The sequence below is a fragment of the Haloferax volcanii DS2 genome, assembly GCF_000025685.1.
Taxonomy (GTDB): Archaea; Halobacteriota; Halobacteria; order Halobacteriales; family Haloferacaceae; genus Haloferax; species Haloferax volcanii.
Genome location: NC_013967.1, coordinates 1,551,024 through 1,571,029 on the forward strand (window position 1 = coordinate 1,551,024; position 20,006 = coordinate 1,571,029).

14 protein-coding genes are annotated in these 20,006 nt (G+C 67.9%); 8 read left to right on the forward strand and 6 right to left on the reverse strand.

Features of this window, described 5'->3' with window-relative positions; translation table 11 throughout:
* Positions 1–46: 46 nt before the first annotated feature.
* Both HVO_RS12845 and HVO_RS12850 read right to left on the reverse strand, forming a co-directional pair.
* Positions 47–1,891, reverse strand: coding sequence for an Nramp family divalent metal transporter (locus tag HVO_RS12845; protein WP_004041583.1), 1,845 nt, complete (start codon positions 1,889–1,891; stop codon positions 47–49).
* Between the two features lie 122 nt (positions 1,892–2,013).
* A complete protein-coding gene (locus HVO_RS12850) occupies positions 2,014–2,661 on the reverse strand; it encodes a helix-turn-helix domain-containing protein (protein WP_004041584.1) in 648 nt (215 codons plus the stop codon).
* Positions 2,662–3,033: 372 nt separating this feature from the next.
* Between HVO_RS12850 and HVO_RS12855 the strand changes: the two genes are divergently transcribed.
* The 3 genes from HVO_RS12855 to HVO_RS12865 all read left to right on the forward strand — a co-directional run bounded on the left by HVO_RS12855 (position 3,034) and on the right by HVO_RS12865 (position 8,987).
* Entirely contained in the window at positions 3,034–4,746 is a 1,713-nt protein-coding gene (locus tag HVO_RS12855; RefSeq protein WP_004041585.1) for an L-lactate permease, read from the forward strand.
* Positions 4,747–4,969: 223 nt separating this feature from the next.
* A complete protein-coding gene (locus HVO_RS12860) occupies positions 4,970–8,050 on the forward strand; it encodes an FAD-binding and (Fe-S)-binding domain-containing protein (RefSeq protein ID WP_004041586.1) in 3,081 nt (1,026 codons plus the stop codon).
* A 148-nt stretch (positions 8,051–8,198) separates the two neighbouring features.
* Positions 8,199–8,987 (forward strand): CBS domain-containing protein, encoded by a 789-nt coding sequence (locus HVO_RS12865; RefSeq protein WP_004041587.1) that lies wholly within the window; start codon positions 8,199–8,201, stop codon positions 8,985–8,987.
* Between the two features lie 11 nt (positions 8,988–8,998).
* Here HVO_RS12865 and HVO_RS12870 read toward each other — a convergent pair whose 3' ends face one another.
* The 4 genes from HVO_RS12870 to HVO_RS12885 form a co-directional block, all read right to left on the reverse strand.
* Positions 8,999–10,135, reverse strand: a complete 1,137-nt coding sequence (locus HVO_RS12870; protein ID WP_013035305.1) for a pyridoxal phosphate-dependent aminotransferase — start codon at positions 10,133–10,135, stop codon at positions 8,999–9,001.
* 70 nt (positions 10,136–10,205) lie between these two features.
* Entirely contained in the window at positions 10,206–11,009 is an 804-nt protein-coding gene (locus tag HVO_RS12875; RefSeq protein ID WP_004041589.1) for a helix-turn-helix transcriptional regulator, read from the reverse strand.
* Positions 11,010–11,231: 222 nt separating this feature from the next.
* Positions 11,232–11,753: a GIY-YIG nuclease family protein gene (locus tag HVO_RS12880; RefSeq protein ID WP_004041590.1), complete on the reverse strand. Its 522-nt coding sequence runs from the start codon at positions 11,751–11,753 to the stop codon at positions 11,232–11,234.
* Positions 11,754–11,775: 22 nt separating this feature from the next.
* Entirely contained in the window at positions 11,776–12,207 is a 432-nt protein-coding gene (locus HVO_RS12885) for a DCC1-like thiol-disulfide oxidoreductase family protein (protein WP_004041591.1), read from the reverse strand.
* Between the two features lie 105 nt (positions 12,208–12,312).
* Between HVO_RS12885 and HVO_RS12890 the strand changes: the two genes are divergently transcribed.
* The 5 genes from HVO_RS12890 (at position 12,313) to HVO_RS12910 (ending at position 20,005) form a co-directional block, all read left to right on the forward strand.
* The gene (locus HVO_RS12890; RefSeq protein WP_004041592.1) at positions 12,313–14,664 is read left to right on the forward strand and encodes a DEAD/DEAH box helicase; all 2,352 of its coding nucleotides are present in this window, start codon (positions 12,313–12,315) and stop codon (positions 14,662–14,664) included.
* A gap of 127 nt (positions 14,665–14,791) precedes the next feature.
* Positions 14,792–15,949 (forward strand): hypothetical protein, encoded by a 1,158-nt coding sequence (locus HVO_RS12895; RefSeq protein WP_004041593.1) that lies wholly within the window; start codon positions 14,792–14,794, stop codon positions 15,947–15,949.
* 122 nt (positions 15,950–16,071) lie between these two features.
* Positions 16,072–17,238 carry an iron ABC transporter substrate-binding protein gene (locus HVO_RS12900; protein WP_004041594.1) on the forward strand — a complete coding sequence of 389 codons (1,167 nt, stop codon included), beginning with the start codon at positions 16,072–16,074 and terminating at the stop codon, positions 17,236–17,238.
* A 12-nt stretch (positions 17,239–17,250) separates the two neighbouring features.
* Complete coding sequence (locus HVO_RS12905) at positions 17,251–18,846, forward strand: ABC transporter permease (protein ID WP_004041595.1); 1,596 nt, start codon at positions 17,251–17,253, stop codon at positions 18,844–18,846.
* On the forward strand, positions 18,836–20,005 hold the full coding sequence (locus HVO_RS12910; protein WP_004041596.1) for an ABC transporter ATP-binding protein: 1,170 nt from the start codon (positions 18,836–18,838) through the stop codon (positions 20,003–20,005). Before HVO_RS12905 ends, HVO_RS12910 begins: the two co-directional genes overlap by 11 nt.
* Position 20,006: the final 1 nt, after the last annotated feature.

Consider the following 20,006-nt stretch of genomic DNA (forward strand, 5'->3'; position numbering starts at 1 on the left):
TTCGGGTTCGAGCACCACGCTGTCGGTTAATTATGAAGGATAGGGGTCAGGAGAACCGGCCGACCGCCTCGTCCGCGTCGGCGACCGTGCCGGCCGCCTCGCGCTTTCCGGCGGCGGACTTCGCCACCGCGTAGGCCTGCACGGCGAAGTAGCCCGCCCAGAGGAGGTAGCCGCCGGTCCCGCTCCCGATGACCGTCGGGACCGTTCGGAACGTCGCGACCCCGAGGCCGTTGAGCCACGTCCCGATGAGGAGGACGCTGAAGTAGCCGTAGAAGCCCGTCGCCCACCACATGCCGACGACGCGCGCCCAGCCGGGCTGGACGTGTTCGGGGAGCCGCGTCGTGTTCATCACGAGGACGAGCGCGGTGTAGGGCCACATCATCACACCGGACATCGCGGCCCCGACGACGAGGAAGAAAAACGGCTCTTGGCCCTCGAACGGCGAGCTAAACAGGAGGATGATGACGACGCCCCAGACGCAGAAAGCGGTGAGGAGCCGCCAGAACAGTTTCGGGAGGTCCCAGCCGGCCTCGCGGCCGTAGGACTCGTAGAGCGCGTCGGCGCTGTTGCGGACGAACGACTCGACGATGGCGTACTCGGTGGTAAACAGCGCGACGAAGAGGACGGAGAAGACGAGAAACGAGCCGACCGGGCCTAAAAGCGGGACGACGTCGCCGAGCCACATCTGGATGGCGTTGGCGGTCGACCCCGAGGCGTAGCGCATGGCGACGCTCATCAGCGCGGGGGCGACGAGGAGCAGGCCGAACGCGAACGTGAGCAGGTGTTCGAGTTGAACGACGCGCCACCAGCCGCGCCAGCGGCGGAGGTTCGTCAGCGTCGGGCGGAACGCGAAGCCGTCGCGCTCGATGGGTTCGGGGTCGTCGCCGCGGAGCGGGTTCTTCACGCGCCCCTGATAGTTGCCCATGCCGTAGCCCTTCTCTCGCATCCAGAGGCTCTGGGAGAGGTTGAGGTAGCCGCCCGCGCCGGCGAAGGCGAGGCCGCCGAGGAAGACCGCGATGTCCAGCCCCTCGGGGAGCGTTCCGACCGACCCCGCGGCCGCGGGGAGGTCAGCGAACTCGACCCACGAGCCGGTAACGGCGACGAGGAGCAGGGCCGCGCCGATGGCGACGAACAGGAGGCCGATTTGGAACACCTCGACGGCGTTGTACATGACCGACGACACCTGGTACGAGAGCCAGATGACGCCCATGAGGGCGGCGGCGACGAGTTTCCACGTCGCGAGCGACGCCCCGAACAGCGCCACCGTCCCGTCGAGTCCGAGCGCCGTCGTGGCGACCTGCGCCGCGCCGGCGGCCCACCCGGGCCAGCCGAGGCTGATGAGCCCGCCGACGAGGAACGCCCACGGCCAGTACGACCCCACGCGTGCGAACGCGCGGAAGATACTCTCGCCGGTGGCGAGCGTCCAGCGCTGAAGCTCCGTGTTGATGAGGAACTGCGTGAAGACGCCGACGACGAACGCCCAGAACACCGCCCAACCGTACTGCGCGGTCAACACCGGCCAAAAGAGCGTCTCGCCGCTCCCGAGCGACGCCCCGAGCATGATGGCCGAGGGGCCGACGACGTGGCCGACCCGCGGGACGCGCGGGAGATCAGCGAGGCGGAACGACCCGCCTTCGCCCGATTCGGGGTAGTCGTCCGAGTCGTCGGACTCCTCCAACTCCTCGTAGCGAAGCGGGAGATACCACGTCCCGCGGTACTGTTTTCCCTCGACTTCGGAGGCGTAGACGTCGTCGCCGCCGGCGACGCTCGGCTCCGTCGAGGGCGCGGACGCCGAGGGGTGCGGGTTAGACTCGTCCGAGTCGTCCGAGTCGTCGAGCGCGTCCGACCGCGCGGACCCGTCGGCGTCGGAACCGGGGCGACCGTCGCTCACGAGACGAGACCCCCCGGAACGACACTATCGGACGGCGAATCGCTTGACATCGATGCGTTTGCCGGAATTGTGGCCCGATGGTGTATAAATTCGTAGGGTGGCTGTCGCGTTCGAAAACCGGACTACCCGCCGAGGAAGTGCCAGATGTGGCCGCGCTCTTCCGGCGGGTCGACGCCGGGCAGTTGCTTGAGCGCCGGCTGAATCGCGTTCCACCAGCCCTCGGCGGACTCGAAGCCGGCGGGGTAGTCGTAGTACACGTCCCGCAGGAAATCCGCCTTCTTCGCCTCCGGGTGGTCGGTGAGGTACTGGTACGCCGCCGACAGCGCCTCGCGGCGAGCGTCGAGCATCGGGCCGCTCCCCGGCAGGTCGGCGCGCTCGATGGCCGACGAGACGGCGGGCGGGTGGTCGAGGTCGTCAGAACCGTCGGCCTCCACCTCGTCCGTGGCCGCGGTTTCGGCGGTCGAAGCCGAGTCAGTCGAGTCGGCGGCCCGCCCCGCAGTCGGCTCCCCGCGGGCGGGCATCGGAATCCAGAACACCCGGCTCCGAGCGCCGACTTTCCGGGTCGCGAGGTCGCCGCGTGCTTCGAGTTCGTTCAGTTTGTTGTGCGCGGTACGCCGCGAGCAGTCGAGCGCCTCCATCACGTCGGTGGCGGTCAGGGGGCGAGCGGCGTCGTCGCGCGCCTCGAACACCTCCAAGACGGCATCCAGCGAGATGCGTCCCACGTACTGTCCGTGCTCGTTCCGAGAGCGCGCGCGAGACTCATCGCCCATGAGAATTCCTTTTCATACGACTGCATAAGCCTTTACACACGAGTGAATCACCAGTTCATTCGTGTGTTGTAGCCATGAAAGACGTGTGTAGTGGCTATTTCGAGAATCGGTTTCCCAAAATCGACTCCGAACGCGAACCGACAGGATAGACCATGTAGAACACGGATTCGGCGTTTAACCGCGTATTTGTCCGAATATCCACGAGTGTACTGGGTTGTTTACTCCGAGTAAGGCGGCCCCAACCGATATGCCATGAATAGCGACGAACGATAGATATATATCACAAAAGTTGTGTAGCGGATGCCACGATGCACCGCATCAGGCACGAATCTGGAACGGCACAGGCTGGAACGAACTGCGGAGGTGTGCGGCATGGTTAGCGCGACGAACGCGCTCATCGCACTGCTCCCGCTCATCACCATCGCCTATCTGATGGTCGGGCGGTACTGGCCCGCGACGCGGGCGATGCCCGTCGCGTGGGTCGTCGCAATCGGAGCCGGCGTCCTCGGCTGGGGCATGACGCCGCAGTGGATTATCGCCTCGACCATCAACGGCTTCATCACCGCCTCGAACATCCTGTACATCGTCTTCGGCGCGATTCTGCTCCTGTACACGCTCAAGCAGACGGGCGCGTTCGACGCCATCAACAACGGCTTCGCCTCCATCAGCGAGGACCGCCGCGTACAGGTCGTCATGCTCGTGTTCCTCATGGGGTCGTTCATCGAGGCGGCCGCCGGCTTCGGCACGCCCGCGGCAATCGTCGGCCCGCTCCTCGTGGGCCTCGGCTTCCCGCCGCTCGCGGCCGTCGTCGTCGCGCTGACGGGGAACCTCATGGCCATCACCTTCGGCGCGGTCGGCACGCCCCTCATCATCGGGATGATAGACATCTTCGACGACGTGCCGGTCATCACGAACGCGCTCGACGCGCAGGGCATGGGCGTCGAACAGTGGGTCTCCGAAATCGCCGTCTTCGCGGCGATGAACCACGTCGTCGTCGGCGTTGTGCTCCCCTTCATCGGCGTCGCCATGATGACGCGCTTCTTCGGCGAGGAGCGCTCCATCAAGCCGGCGCTCGAAGTGCTGCCCCTCACGCTGTTCGCGTGGGCGTCCTTCTCGGTGCCGTACTTCCTGACGGCCTACTTCCTCGGCCCGGTGTTCCCCGGCCTCGTCGGCGCGATGGTCGGACTGCTCCTCACCGTCTCCGCGCTCAAAGCCGGCTTCTTCCACCCCGACGAGGAGTGGGACTTCGCGCCGCAGACCGAGTGGCCAGACCACTGGGTCGGTGACATCCAACCCGGCGAGACGAGCCAGCGCGGCGGCGCGGTCGCCGCCGACGGCGGAGCCGTCAAGCAGATGTCGCTGTGGAAGGCGTGGACGCCGTACGTCCTCGTCGCGGCGCTCCTCGTTGTCACCCGCGTGTTCGACCCGCTGACGAGCTTCCTCACGTCGAATCTCGTCTTCGAGTACGCGGATATCTGGGGTACGGGGTTGGCCGGCGACTTCCAACTGCTCTACCTGCCCGGCGCGGTGTTCCTCGTGGTCCACGCCGTCACCATCGGCCTCCACGACATGGACGCGAGACAGGTCAAAGCGACGTGGGCGGAGACCGTCGAGAAAGTCACTCCGGCGGTCGTCGCGCTGTTGTTCGCGGTCGCGACCGTCCAAATCATGCTCCAGTCGGGGAACGCCACGGGCACCGACAGCATGCTCATCGTCCTCTCGGAGGGCATGGCCGGTATCGCGGGGGGCGTCTACCCGTTCTTCGCCGCCTTCGTGGGCGCGTTCGGCGCGTTCCTCGCGGGGTCGAACACCGTCTCCGACATCCTGTTCGGCACCTTCCAGTACGGCGTCGCTGACCAAATCGGCACGCCGAAGACCGTCATGCTGGGCGCGCAGGCGGTCGGCGGGGCCATCGGCAACCTCATCGCCGTCCACAACGTCGTCGCCGCGCTCGCGGTCGTCGGCCTCGTCGGCGAGGAGGGCCGCGTCATCCGCCTCGAACTCATCCCGCTTCTGTACTACGGGACCGCGACCGGCGTCCTCACGCTCCTGTTCAGCTACGTGCTGTTCCCGGGCGTGTTCTGACCGGTCGGCTCCCGGCTCGGAGCGACCTGACTCGTCCCGAGTTGCGTCGTCCCGACCCACACTACCCCGGGCAAACCCGGAACGACCCGGACCGACCCGGACCGACCCGACTCGATTCGGGCCGCGAATCGACTCGCAAACCACCCGCGCGCGACCCGGAGCGACGCCCGTCACCGGGTGTCTTTATCCGTTCACGCAAACCGACATACGACAGAGCTAATCAATGGCATCCAACACGCACGAACCAGCCACCGACCCCGCGCTCGCTGGCGATTACGACTACGTCAGCGACGACGTCGAGCGGCCGGGGCTGGTCGAAGACCTCGAATCCCTCGTCGAGGGCGACGTGCGCTTCGACACCTACACGAGAACGCTGTACGCGACCGACGCGTCAGCCTACGAGCAAGTCCCCATCGGCGTCGTCATGCCGACCTCGACGGCCGACGTGGCGGCGGTGATGGAGTACTGCGCCGACCGCGAGATTCCCGTTCTCCCCCGCGGCGGCGGCACGAGCCTCGCCGGCCAGACCGTCAACGAGGCCGTCGTCCTCGACCTCGTTCGCCACATGGGCGGCGTCGAGGAAATCGACCCCGAGGCGCGGACGGCCACGGCCGAAGCGGGCGTCCGCCTCGGCGAACTCAACGAGGAACTCGCCCCCCACGGCCTGAAGTTCGCGCCCGACCCGGCGTGGGGCGACCGCTCCGCGCTCGGGGGCGCAATCGGCAACAACTCCACCGGCTCGCACTCGCTGAAGTACGGCAAGACCGACTACTACATCGAGGAGCTCGAAGTCGTCCTCGCGGACGGCACGGTGACGACGTTCGGAGAAGTGAGCGTCGACGAACTCCGCGAGTCCGGCGACCCCGACGGCGACCTCGAAGCGCGCGTTTACGCCGAAATCGCGCGGATACTCGACGAGGAGGCCGACGAGATTTCCGAGCGCTTCCCCGACCTGAAGCGCAACGTCTCGGGCTATAACCTCGACATGCTCGTCGACGAGATGCGCGGCGAGCGCCGCACGCCGGACGATACCGGCATCGACGAGGACTGGGAGGCCGGCCGCGTCAACCTCGGTCGGCTCATCGCCGGGAGCGAGGGCACCCTCGGCATCGTGACGAAGGCGACCGTCTCGCTGGAGGAGATTCCGAACACCGCGTCGGTGGCGCTTCTCACCTACGACGACGTCATCGACGCGATGCACGACGTCGCGCCCATCCTCGAACACGAACCCGCGGCCGTCGAGGTGATGGACGACGTGCTGCTCGACCTCGCTCGGGACACCGCCGAGTTCGCGGACGTGGTCGGGATGCTCCCCGAGGGGACGGACTCGACGCTCCTCGTGGAGTTCTACGCCGATTCCGACGACGAGGGCAAACAGAAGGTGGCGAACCTCATCGAAGACCGCGTCATCGACCCCGACGGGACCGAGTTCGCCCCCGACGAGGGCTCGGCCTCGGTGACCGAAACGGAACGCCGTGCGACCGATTTCATGGAGGCCCACGACACCGACACCCGCGCGAAGTTCTGGAAGATGCGCAAGTCGGGCCTCCCGATTCTCCTCGGTCGGACGACCGACGAGAAGCACATCGCGTACATCGAGGACACCGCCATCCCGGCCGAGAACCTCCCGGCGTACGTCTCGGACTTCCAAGACATTCTCGACGAACACGACACCTTCGCGTCGTACTACGCCCACGCGGGGCCGGGCGTTCTGCACATCCGCCCGCTGGTCAACACGAAGACCGCCGAGGGCGTCGAGACGTTCGAGGCCATCGCCGACGAGGTGACGGACTTGGTCGTCAAGTACGGCGGCTCCGTCTCGGGCGAACACGGCGACGGCCGCGCGCGGACCCAGTGGAACCGCAAGCTGTACGGCGACCACCTCTGGAACGTCTTCCGCGACCTCAAGACCGCGTTCGACCCCGACTGGCTCCTGAATCCGGGGAACATCTGCGGCGACTACGACATGACCGAGAACCTCCGGTTTTCGCCCGACTACGAGTTCGAGGCCGGCTTCGAACCGGCGCTGAACTGGGACAACGACAACGGGTTCGAGGGCATGGTCGAACTCTGCCACGGCTGTGCCGGCTGTCGCGGCCAGCAGTCCACGGTCGGCGGGGTCATGTGCCCGACGTTCCGCGCCGCCGAAGAGGAGATTCAGGCGACTCGCGGCCGCGCCAACATGCTCCGGCAGGCCATGAGCGGCGGGCTCCCGGAAGACGAGATGTTCACCGACGAGTTCGTCGACGAGGTTCTCGACCTCTGTGTCGGCTGTAAGGGCTGTTCGAAGGACTGCCCGAGCGAGGTCGACATGGCGAAGATGAAAGCCGAGGTCGTCCACGAGTACCACCAGCGCAACGGCTCCAGCCTCCGCGACAAACTGTTCGCCAACATCGACTCGCTTTCCAAACTCGGGTCGGCGTTCGCCCCGCTCGCCAACGCGGCGACGAAAGTTCCGGGCGCGCGGACGGTCATGGAGAAGACCGTCGGTATCGCCAAGGGGCGCTCGCTCCCGACGTTCCACTCGACGAGCCTCGTCGACTGGTTCGAGAGCCGCGGAGGAGCCGGCGTCCCGAAGGCCGAGGCCGATCGCAAGGCGCTGTTGTTCCCCGACACCTACACGAACTACAACCACCCCAAGGTCGGCAAGGCCGCCGTGGCGGTGCTGGAGGCCGCGAACGTCCACGTCCGGATTCCGGACGGCGTCGCCGGCTCCGGCCGGCCGCCGCACTCGAAGGGCTTTCTCGACAAGGCCCGCGCCGACGCCGAACAGAACGTCGAGGTGCTCGCACCGTCCGTGGAAGAGGGCTGGGACATCGTCCTCTGTGAGCCCTCCGACGCGGTGATGTTCCAGTCGGACTACCTCGACCTGCTCTCCGGCGACGACGTGGAGGCCGTTTCGGCCAACGCCTACGGCGTCATGGAGTACGTCGACGCGTTCCGGCTGGACGAGTCGCTGTCGTTCCGCCCGCAGGACGACTCCCTGACGTACCACGGCCACTGCCACCAGAAGTCCACGAAGAAGGACCACCACGCGGTGGGCGTCCTCCGCCGCGCCGGCTTCGAGGTGGACCCGCTGGACTCGACGTGCTGCGGGATGTCCGGGTCGTTCGGCTACGAGGCCGAACACTACTCCATGTCGAAGGCCATCGGGGACATCCTCGAAGGCCAAGTGGCCGAGAGCCCCGGCGACGTGGTCGTCGCCCCCGGCGCGTCGTGTCGGACGCAACTCGAAGACATGGACGGCGCGACCGACGACCCGCCGCACCCCGTCGAGGTGCTCGCGCGCGCCATCGACGCGTAGGCGACGCTCCGACGGCGCGGTACTGCGGGCCCGACTCGGACGCGACGCGGGTCGCAGTCTTCCCTCGTTTTTCGCCGCAGATACGTTTAGGACGCTCGGCGGCCAACCGCGGAACGACCGAGATGCGAGGGAACCAGCCATGACACCGATGGAACTCGACGACGTGCGCGTCGACGCGTACATGACGACCGGCGTGGAGACGGTCGGGCCCGACGCGTGGGTCACGGACGTGGTCGACCGACTCAAAGCGGGACCGCAGTACGGCGGGCTCCCGGTCGTCGACGACGAAGACCACCTCCTCGGGTTCGTCGGCGCGATAGACCTCTTGGAAGTCCACGGCGACGTGCGTGTCGAGTCGGTGATGAGCCGCGACCTCGTGGTCGTCCGCCCGGAGATGACGGTGAAGAACGCCGCGCGCGTCATCTTCCGCACCGGCCACCAGTTCCTGCCCGTCGTCGACGACGACCGAGTGCTGCTCGGCCTGTTTTCGAACGGCGACGCGGTGCGGAGCCAAATCGAGCGGACGACGCCCTCGAAGGTCCAGAGCACCCGCGAGATGCTCGAACGGACCCACGACACGTCCATCGGCGTCGGCGAGCGGGAAGTCGAGGTCGGCTCGCTGATTCCGACCCAGCGGGAGGTGTACGGCGACGAGCTCGAAGGCCGGAAGTACGAACTCCAAAACGGGCTCGCGGAGCCGCTCATCGTCGTCTCTCACGGCTCCGAGACGCTGCTCGTCGACGGACACCACCGGGCGATGGCCGCGAGGCGACTCGATATCGACCGGATGCTCGCGCACGTGCTCACGGTCTCGCCGGAGGACGTCGACGAGTTGGGCCTGCGCCGGATGGCTCGCGTCGGGGGCCTCCGATCGCTCGCTGACGTGGAGGTCAACGACTACCTTCAGCACCCGCTCATCGAGAAGACCGAACAGTAAGAAACGCCGCGTTACTCGTCGAGGTCGTCGAGCGCGTCACCGAAGGCTTCGAGGCCGGTTTCCATCGCTTCGGGGTCGCCGCCCAGCGAGATGCGGAACGACTCCGGCGCGTCGAAAAATCGGCCGGGAACGACGAGGACGCCGCGGTCCCACGCGGCGTCGACGACCGCGTCGCCGTCGGCGGTGGCGTGGTTGAGGAAGGCGAACGTCCCGCCGGCGTGGATGCGCCCGTCGAGTTCGTCGCGGTCAGCGACGAACGTCGCCAGCAGGTCGTGGTTCGCCGAGAGGTGTTCGCGGGCGGCGGCCTCTATCTCGTCGCCGTGGTGGAGCGCGCGCCGGGCGAGTTTGGTGCTCGGCTCGGCGACCGCGGGCAGGTACATCGACGCCGAGCGGGCGCGCTCGACGACCTCCTCGGGGCCGATAATCCAGCCGACGCGGAGGCCGCCGAGGCCGTAGAACTTCGTCAGCGACCCGGTGACGACGGTGTTGTCGAGGCCGGACGCCGTGGTGCCGCCGAAGGGACCGTCGGCGGCGGGGTCGACGAAGGGCGCGTACACCTCGTCGACGAGGAGGTAACCGCCGGCGTCGGCCGCGGCCGACGCGACTTCGGCGAGTTCGGCGCGCGGCGTGAGTTTCCCCGACGGGTTGTGGCGGTTAGTGACGATGGCGTAGGCGAAGTCGTCGGTCGACGCCCCGTCGAGGCGGTGCGGTTCGAGTTCGTAGTCGTACTCCGGCGGCCGGACGAAACGGTCGACGCGCGCGCCGAGCGCCTCCGACGTGGCCACGAGCGGCTGGTAGCCGGGCTTTTCCACGAGCACCTGCGGGCGCGAGGCGTCGGAGTCGTCGTCGCCGTCGCCGTCTTCGTCGTCGCCGGACGCAAGTTCGAGAAGCGCGCAGGCGGCGAGGAAGTTCGCGTTCGTCGCGCCCGCGGTGACGAGGACCGACGACTCGGAGACGCCGTAGCGCGCAGCGACCTGACCGCTGAGCGTCGCGTCTTCGGGGTCTGAGCGACCGGCGAGAACCGGCGGGACGAGGTCGTCACCGCGCCGGGAGGAGCCGAGGTCGCTCGTCGCGAGGTCGTGGGTGGCCTCGTCCACCCGGTCGACAATCCACTCCAGATAGGGGATTCCAGGAAACGTTGCCGTCATTGGGACCCCTTCGCGGCCGCCCCCGTAAGTCGTTGGGGTCTCGGGAACATCGGCTGCCGGCGGCGGGTCGTCAGGGTTCGTCGCCCGGCGGCCGGGGGAGCGGCGAGGCGTCCGACCGCCAGTCTTCGATGCGCCGGCTGGCCCACGACACCGCCGGCCGCGAGTCGTTGTAGATGACGCCCGCGAGACCTCGCTCGGAGTACGCGACCAGGAACGCGACGGGGCCATCCGGGAGGTCCGAAACGACGAGGCTGTACGGAAGCGCCGCGGTCGACCGAAGCGAAAAAGAGTCAACCGACCACGTCTCGGCGAGCTGCGGTCGATAGGCGGTGACGAGGCGTTGGACCACGTCGTCGGTGGCGACGATGTCGACCGGCGTGCCGTCGTCGACGACGGCCCGATAGTAGGCGTCGACCTGCGAGGGGAACGCTCCCCGGACGCACCCGCGGACCGACTCCGCCTCCTCGACGAAGGACGTGAGCTTCGAGAGCGCGGGCCCGGGGCCGCCGTCGGCGACGGGGACGACCTCACAGCCGTCGAGGAACACCGGCGCGAGCGGCGCGTCCGAATCGAGCGCGTCGAGCACCGCGGCGGCGGCGTCAATGTCGTCCAAGCACTCGACGAACTGCGAGTACGTTTCGAGCGCCATGCGGCCGGCGAGCGTCGAGTAGTGGACGGCGTCGCGCGTCTCGACGAAGCCCGCGCGCTCTAGCTCGCGGAGGCCGCGGTCGACGGTCGACCGCGACACCGGGAGGTCGCTCGCGAGTTCCGCGGTCGTTCGAGACTGTCGAACGACGGCCTCGAGCACGTCGGCCCGCGACGCGAGCACGTCGAACACCCCGGCGACCTCGGACCGAACCATGTCGAACTGCATGAACGTGTCACTACTTAAGTCACAGGAGAACCCGCCATCAGCATATAAACAAACGAATTGTTTTTATACTCGAAATCACTCACTGAGTGAGTGATGCGATGGGTGAAGTAAAGCGTGTAGCCGGAGTATGGAGGTACGCCGGGGTGCCTCTGACAACCGGCTTATCGTTCGAACCGGGGTGCCCGGTCCGGTTCGGATGTCAGAAGGGGAAGACATTCCCCTTCACATTTTGCTTCGAAACGCTGCTTCGACGAGCGGCGTCACCGTCTCGACCGAGTCGCCGCGCGCGAGGTGTGCATCACACGGACAGTCCGACGAGCCGAAGCCGTCGATTGGGGCCGAACCGAGCGACGACGCGAGTTCGGTCGCGACCGCACACTCCACGTCGCGGTCGGTGACGCAGACGACGCGCGCGAGGTCGACGGACGGATGGCCGCCGAGGTAGTCGACGTGCCAGTGGCGGGCGTCGTGGTCGCCGGCCGCGACGCGCCGGTGGCGGCGGACGCGGCGTAAGCCGCCGGTTCCGAACGCGCTCCCGACGTAGACGTACGCACCGGCCGGAAAGCGGTGTTCGCCCAGCGCGCCGACCTCGACGGTCGCCTCGGGCGCGTCGAAAACGAGCGCGTAGGTTCCGACGGGCGACCGAGAGCCGAGCGCCAGCGGGTCGTCGTCGGTGCCGAGGGCAGCGGGGTCGAGGGAGTGTATCGTCGGCGCGTCGTCGGTGGAGTGGTTCGGTTCAGTCATCGGTCGGAGTGCGTCGCCCCGACTACGAAAGTTCGGCGGGTCGTGGCTCGGCGTTGTCGAGGAGGGGCGCAAACAGGTCGGCTGCGTCGGGTTCGAGGTCGTAGACGCTGTGGACGTCGTCGGGGTCGCGGCCGCGGCCGCTGGCGACGCCGACGACCTTGGCGATTCTGTCGTAGTTGTCGCGGACGAGACTGCCGAGAAGGCCGGGCATCCCGGCCCGGTCGGTGAGTTCTTTGGCGGCGGCGCGGCCGGCGTACACGCGGTCCTCGCGGCGGTCGACGAGGACCATGGCGAACGGCACGTCCGCGAACTGGGCGTCGAGAAACGCCTGCGCCGCGTCGTCGTACCACGAGATAGCTTCCACGTCGTCGAGGCGCTTCAGCGCCGACGCGGCGACGGAACAGTAGGCGCACTCGCCGTCGTAGATGAGCACGGCGGCCGCGGACTCGTTCATAGCTTCCGTCGGGACGCGAAGAACAAAAACGGCGCGGCGGGCGTGCCGTGTGCTATCAGTTACGGCCTGCGACAGCGTTAGGGCGACCACGTCCGCAGTAGACGTGTGGACGACCTCATCGAGTGGCTTCGGACCAGACCGTACTACGAGGGGCAGATTCGGTCCCACCGCCGGTTCGAGGCGCGCGAGCCGGCGTTCGCCGGCGTGGACCTCGAACCGCGGTTGGCGTCGGCGCTCGAAGACCGCGGCATCGACCGGCTCTACCGGCATCAGGCCGAGGCGGTCGAGGCGGTCCGCGACGGGGACAACGTCGTGTTGGCGACGCGGACCGCGAGCGGCAAGAGCCTCGCGTACACCGTGCCGGCGTTCGAGCGGGCGATGGACCACGGCGGGCGGACGCTCTATCTCGGCCCGCAGAACGCGCTCGTCGCCGACCAACTCGACACGCTGTCGGACCTCGCGCGCGGCCTCGGCTTCGGCAGTCGCGTCTCGGTCGGCCAGTACACCGGCCGGCTGTCGAAATCCGAGAAGCGCGAGGTGAGAAAGCGGATGCCGACGGTGCTGCTTTCGAACCCCGACATGGTTCACTACGCGCTGCTCCCGCACGCTCACCGGCTGTGGGAGTGGTTCTTCTCCTCGCTGGAGACGGTCGTCATCGACGAAGTCCACGGCTATCGCGGGGTGTTCGGGAGCCACGTCGCCCTGCTCATCCGCCGACTCAAGCGCGTCTGCGAGCGGTTCGGGGCCGACCCGCAGTTCGTCTGCTGTTCGGCCACCATCGGCAACCCCGTCGAGCACGCCGCGCGCATCACGGGCGAGCGGGAGGACTCCTTTACGCTCGTGGACGAGGACACGAGCGGGACCGGCGAGACCAACTGGCTCCTCTGGAACCCACCGGAGTACGAGAACCCCGACGCCGGCGGGTCGGGCCGGCGGCGCTCGGGCCACGTCGAGACGAAGAACCTCTTCGTCGACCTCGTCGCGCGCGGCCACCAGACGCTGGCGTTCACCCGCGCCCGACAGGCCGCCGAGCGGTACGCCTCCGAGAGCGCGAGCGACCTCCGGAGTCGCGGCGAGCACGACCTCGCGGGCGAGGTTGCGGCGTATCAGGCCTCGCTGACCCACGACCGGCGACGGGAGATAGAGGCCGGCCTCCACGACGGCGACATCGCGGGCGTCTGGAGCACCAACGCGCTCGAACTCGGCGTCGACGTGGGCGGCCTCGACGTGGTGCTCATCGACGGCTACCCCGGCACGCGGATGTCCGCGTGGCAACAGGCCGGCCGGGCGGGTCGCGGCGACAGACCCGCGCTCGTCGTCCTCGTCGGCGGCGAGGACCAACTCGACCAGTACCTCATGAACCACCCCGCCGAGTTCTTCGACGGCGACCCCGAACGCGCCGTCTCCGACCCGGAAAACGACCATCTCCTCCCCTCGCACGTCGCCTGCGCGGCCGCGGAAAACTGGCTCTCGACGGAAGACGAATCGAAGTTCGGCGCGCCGTTCCCCGGTATCGTCTCCGACCTCGAAGCCGACGGGACGCTGGCGCGCCGGGAGACGGACGACGGCCTCCGGTGGACCCACGACGGGAGCGAGAGCCCGCAGCACGCGATGAGCCTCCGAACCATCACCGACCGCGAGGTGCAACTGATGGACTCGCGGAACGACGAGATCATCGCCACGCTGGCGTTCGACGACGCGATCCGGGACGCCCACCCCGGCGCAGTCTACCACCATCAGGGCCAGACGTACGAGGTCGCGGAGTTGGATTTGGACCGCGACGTGGCCCGACTCCAGCCGACGTGGGCGGACTACTACACCCGCGTCCTCCACGACAAACACATCACGGTCGAGCGGGACATCCTGTCGAAACCGCTGTCGGCGCGGTCCGACGTGGAGGTCCGGTTCGCGGAGGTGACGATGCGAAAGCAGATAACGGGGTTCGAGCGCCGCGACCCGAAGCGGGGGACGACCATCGGCCAGCAGCTACTCGACCTCCCGGAGACGAGCCTGCGGACGAAGGCGCTGTATTTCACCGTGCCCGGCGACGTGGAATCGGAGATGCGCGAGCTATCGAGCGACCGCGCGGAGGGCCGCGACTACGGCTTCAACGGCGGCATCCACGCCGCGGAACACGGGCTGATTTCGCTGTTTCCGCTCCGACTGCTCTGTGACCGCGGCGACATCGGCGGGCTCTCGACGCCGTACCACGCCCACACCGACCAGTCGACCATCTTCATCTACGACGGCCACCCCGGCGGGGTCGGCATCACGCGCGCCGGCTACGACATCGTCGAGGGGCTGATGCGCCAGACGGCCGAGTTGATTTCGGACTGCGACTGCGAGGACGGCTGTCCCTCCTGCGTGCAGTCGCCGCAGTGCGGGAACGCGAACGACCCGCTGGCGAAAGCCGAGGCGGTCCTGCTGTTGGAGTCGCTGACGGGGACGCGAGCCTAAAGCGGGCGGTCGGGCGTGAATCGCCCGCCCTCGTCGGCCCGACGGAGTAATTATCACTACATCGGCATTTCAGGGCCGCTATTTCGAACCAACAGCTATTTTTGGGTTGCCTAAATCCATAGGAGCAATGAACGCGGATATCTGTGTCATCGTCCCGACTATCCGGGAGTACGAGTGCATGCGGGCGTACTTCGACAACGCGCGGGCACACGGTTTCGACCTCGACCGGCTGTTCGTCCTCCTCGTGACCGAGGACTTCTGCGACACCGAGGGGATGGCGTCGATGCTGGACGACGAGGGGGTTTCGGGCGCGGTCTTCGACGGGACGGCCCGCGAGGAGTGGTACGACGACCACGACATCTCGGAGTACTCGCATCTCGTTCCGGCGGCGAGCCACGCCCAGACGAGCTTCGGCCTGCTGTACATGTGGGCGCACTCCGAGTTCGACTACGGCGTCTTCGTCGACGACGACACGCTCCCGCACGACGAGTGGGACTTCTTCGGTCGCCACATGGCGAACCTCGACCGCACCGACGAGGTGGAGTCGGTGTCGAGCGACGAGCGCTGGGTGAACGCGCTCTACCAGAACGCCGACGAACACGGGCTGTACCCCCGCGGGTATCCCTACTCCGCGATGGACGAGACGGTCGAGACCGGGACGCGCGAACTCCGCGACGTGGTGGCCTCGCAGGGGCTGTGGACGAACGTCCCCGACCTCGACGCGGTCCGCATCCTGATGGACGGCGACCTCGAAGGGCAGGCCCAGACTCGGACGGACTTCGACGACTTCGACGGCGACTTCGTCGCCGAACCGGGGCAGTACCTCACCGTCTGCTCGATGAACCTCGCGTTCGAGCGCGAGGTCATCCCGGCGTTCTACCAGCTCCCGATGGACGACAACGAGTGGGAGGTCGGCCGCTTCGACGACATCTGGTCGGGAGTGTTCCTCAAGCGTGCCGCCGACGTGCTCGGGAAAGACATCGTGACGGGCTACCCGCTGTGCGAGCACAACAAGGCCGCGCGGCCGACGTTCGACGACCTCAACAACGAGGTACCGGGTCTCGAACTCAACGAGCACCTCTGGGAAGTCGTCGACGCGGCCGGCGGGGACGCCGACAGCTACGCCGGCGTCTTCGAGGCAATGGCCGACGCCCTCGCCGACGGAGACTGGTCCGACTACCGCAACGGCGACTTCTTCAACTACGTCGGCGAGCACATGCGCGACTGGCTGGACTGCCTCGACGCACTCGCCGCACCGCGGGCCGCCGCGCCGGCCGACGACTGAGTGAGCGACGGCGAGCGCCACCCCGCGCCGCCGCGGGAGAAAGCTGACCCGTGGCCCGCGATTCGGCCACTTCGCCCGCGAATCGGTAGGTATAAATGGTTTAGGGAGACCTAAATTCACGTATGCACGAACGCGACCGAGAGCCTCGCGGCCACAGTCGTCGGCGGTTCATCGCGACGACGGCGGCCCTCGGGGTCGGCGCACTCGCCGGGTGTACCGGCGGAAGCGACGAGGAGACGGAAACGACGACCGAATCAAGTACGAACGGGTCGGTCGGGCAGATTGGGTCCGGGCGCTCGCCGTTTGGTGACCGCGACATCACCGGCGGCGTGTCCGTCACGGAGATGCCGGACCTCTCGGGCGAACTCACGCTCTACTCCGGGCGCGGGCAGGCGCTCGTCGGTGAGCTTATCACCTTCTTCAAGGAGTACTACGACGACTTCACCATCCGCCCGCGGTACAACTCGGCGGCCGAACTGGTCAACCAGATTCAGACCGAGGGGCAGAACAGCCCCGCGGACGTGTTCTTCTCGGTCAACGCCGGCTCGCTCGGCGCGCTGAAGGACGCCGGTCGCACGCAGGACCTCCCGAGCGAGGTGCTCGACCTCGTCCGCGACGAGTTCCACGACCCCGACGGCCAGTGGACCGGGACCTCCGGTCGCGCCCGGACCGTCCCGTTCAACACCGACCAGTTCGACGAGTCGGGCATCCCCGACGACATCATGGCCTTCCCGGACACGGAGGCGTTCCGCGACAACATCGGCTGGGCACCGACGTACTCCTCGTTCCAGGCGTTCATCACGGCGATGCGCGTCCTCGAAGGCGAAGACGCCACGCGAGAGTGGCTGCAGGGGATGCAGGACCTCGGCGTCACAGAGTACAACGACGAGTTCCTCGTCTCGCAGGCCGTCGCCGACGGCGAAATCGCCGCAGGGTTCGCCAACCACTACTACATCCAGCGCATCCTCGCGGGGCGGCCGAACGCGCCGCTTTCGACCGCGTTCACCGCGGGCGACGCCGGCTCGATTTTCAACGTCGCGGGCGCGCTCGTCCTCGACACCGCCGACGACACCGAGTTGGCGAGCAACTTCGTCCGCCACCTGCTTTCGGCCGAAGCGCAGGACTACTTCGCGCGGACCACCTTCGAGTACCCGCTCGTCTCGGGCGTCGACCCCATCGGCGAACTGCCGAGCATCGACGAACTCAGCCCGCCCGAGGGCCTCGACCTGACGCAGCTTTCGGACCTCGAAGGAACCGTGGAACTCTTGCGTGAGGTGGGCGTTCTCTGAGGTAGCTCACTCATGGCGACCGAACAGCAGACGGGGACCGGTGGGGGAGACGACGAGCAACCGCTCGGCCTGACCGTCGCCAGCGGGGCCGTTGCCGCCGCGGTCGTCGTCCCGCTGTTGTGGCTCGTCAGGACCGCGCTCAACGTGGGGTTCGCCGAGGCGGTGGCGCTCGTCACCCGGCCGGCGACCGTCGAGGTGTTTCTGAACAGCGCCGTCCTCGTCACGCTCGTCACCGCCGCGTGTATCGGTCTGGGCGTCCCGCTGGCGTATCTCACCGTCCGGACCGACCTGCCGTTCAGACGCTTTTGGACCGTCGTCGTCTCGCTCCCGCTCGTCATTCCGAGCTACATCGGCGCGTTCGCGTTCGTCTCGGCGTTCGGCCCGCAGGGCGCGTTTCAGCGGCTGTTAGCTCCCCTCGGTATCGAGTCGCTCCCGGAGATTTACGGGCTACCCGGTGCCGTTTTAGTGCTGACCCTCTACACGTACCCGTACGTGTTCATTACCACCCGGGCCGCGCTGAAGTCGATGGACACCACGCTCATCGACGCCGCGCGGACCCTGAACCACAGCCGCTGGGAGGCGTTCAAACGGGTGACCGTCCCCCAGATTCGCCCGGCGGTCGCCGCCGGCTCGCTCCTGGCGGCGCTGTACGTCCTCTCGGACTTCGGCACGCCGGCCATCATGCGGTTCGACGCCTTCACCCGCGTCATCTACGTCGAGTTCGGGACGTTCGGCCGCGACACCGCGACGCTCCTGTCGCTCCAACTGGTCGCCGTGACGCTCCTCATCCTGACCCTCGAATCGAAAATTCGGGGCGACGAGCGCACGACGACCGGCGGGCGCTCGGGAGCCCCGATGCCGCTCGGCCGCTGGAAGTACCCGGCGCTCGGCTTCGCGGCGCTCGTCGCCACCGTCGCGCTCCTCGTCCCGCTCGGCATCCTCTTTACGTGGCTCGCGCAGGGCGTCGCCGCGACGAGCGGGTCGCTCGCGTTCCAGCCCGAGTACGCGCTCAACTCGGTCCTCGTGGCGGCCGCGACGGCCGGCGCGGCGACGCTCGCCGGCCTCCCCGTCGCGTACCTCGCCGCCCGGCACCCCTCGCGGCTGAGTTCCGTCTTCGAGCGCGCGACCTACGTCGGCTACGCGGTGCCGGGCGTCGTCCTCGGACTGGCGCTCGTCTTCTTCGGCAGTTCGTACGCGACGCCCATCTACCAGACGCTCTACTTCCTCGTGTTCGCGTACGTCATCCGCTTTCTCCCGCAGGCCATCGGGTCGCTCCGGGCGTCGTTCCTCCGGGTCGACCCCGCGCTCCCGGAGGCGGCGCGGACGCTCGGCGAGACCCCGTCGGGGGCGTTCCGTCACGTCACGCTCCCGCTCGTCGCGCCCGGCCTGTTCGGCGGCGCGGCGCTCGTCTTCCTGACCACGATGAAGGAACTGCCCGCGACGCTCCTGCTTCGCCCCTCGGGGTTCAGCACGCTCGTGACCCACATCTGGACGGCCTACGAGCAGGGCTACTTCGGTCAGGCCGTCGTGCCCGCGTTCATCCTGCTTTTCGTCTCCGGGCTCTCGATGCTCGTCATCATCACCCAAGAGGGATACGATGTCAAATAGCACACTCTCGACCACCGACCGCTCGAACCGCGCGGAAGCCACCGACTCCGAGACCGACGACGCGGACGCCGGCGGCGTCCTCGAACTCGACGGCGTCTCGAAGTCCTACGGCACCGAGTCGGTCATCGACGACCTCTCGCTCAGCGTCGAGGAGGGCGAGATTCTCACGCTACTCGGGCCGTCGGGCTGCGGGAAGACGACGACGCTCCGGCTCATCGCCGGCCTCGACCGCCCCGACGGGGGCGAGGTCCGGCTGAACGGAAACGTCGTCTCCGGCGGCGACACCTTCCGCGCGCCCGAAGAGCGCGGCGTCGGCGTCGTCTTCCAGGAGTTCGCGCTGTTCCCGCACCTCACCGCGGCCGAGAACATCGCCTTCGGCCTGAAGGACCTCAGTGAGTCGGAGCGCGACGAGCGCGTGGCCGACCTCCTCGACCTCGTGGGGCTGGAGACCCAAGGCGACAGCTACCCCGACGAGCTCTCCGGCGGCCAGCAACAGCGGGTCGCCCTCGCCCGCTCGCTCGCGCCGGAGCCGGCTATTCTGCTCCTCGACGAGCCGTTCTCGAACCTCGACGTGGACCTCCGCGTCCAGATGCGCGAGGAGGTCCGCCGCATCCTCAAGGAGGCCGGCGTGACGGCCGTCTCCGTCACCCACGACCAGGAGGAGGCGATGTCCATCTCCGACCGCGTGGCCGTGATGAACGACGGCGACCTCGAACAGGTGGGCGAACCGGAACAGGTGTTCCAACACCCCGAGTCGCGGTTCGTCGCCGGCTTCCTCGGCTACGCCGGGTTCCTGCCGGGACGCATCGCGGGCGACGCGGTCGAGACCGAGCTGGGGACGGTCGACCGCGACCAGATTCACGGCCTCGCGCCCGAGTACGACGACACGGACATCGACATCCTCGTCCGCCCCGACGACGTGTCGGCCCATCCCTGCGACGGCGGCGACGGCCACGGCAAAGTCGTCGGCAAGCGCTACCTCGGGCCGACAATCCTCTACGAGGTCGAACTTCACGGCGGCGACACCCTGCTGTGTATGCACAACCACGACGAGACCGTCCCGACCGACGGCTGCGTCGAGGTGACGCTCGACGCCGGCCACGAACTCGCGTGGTTCCCGCGCGAACAGCGCCCCGAGAGCGGCCTCTACTCGGACTGAG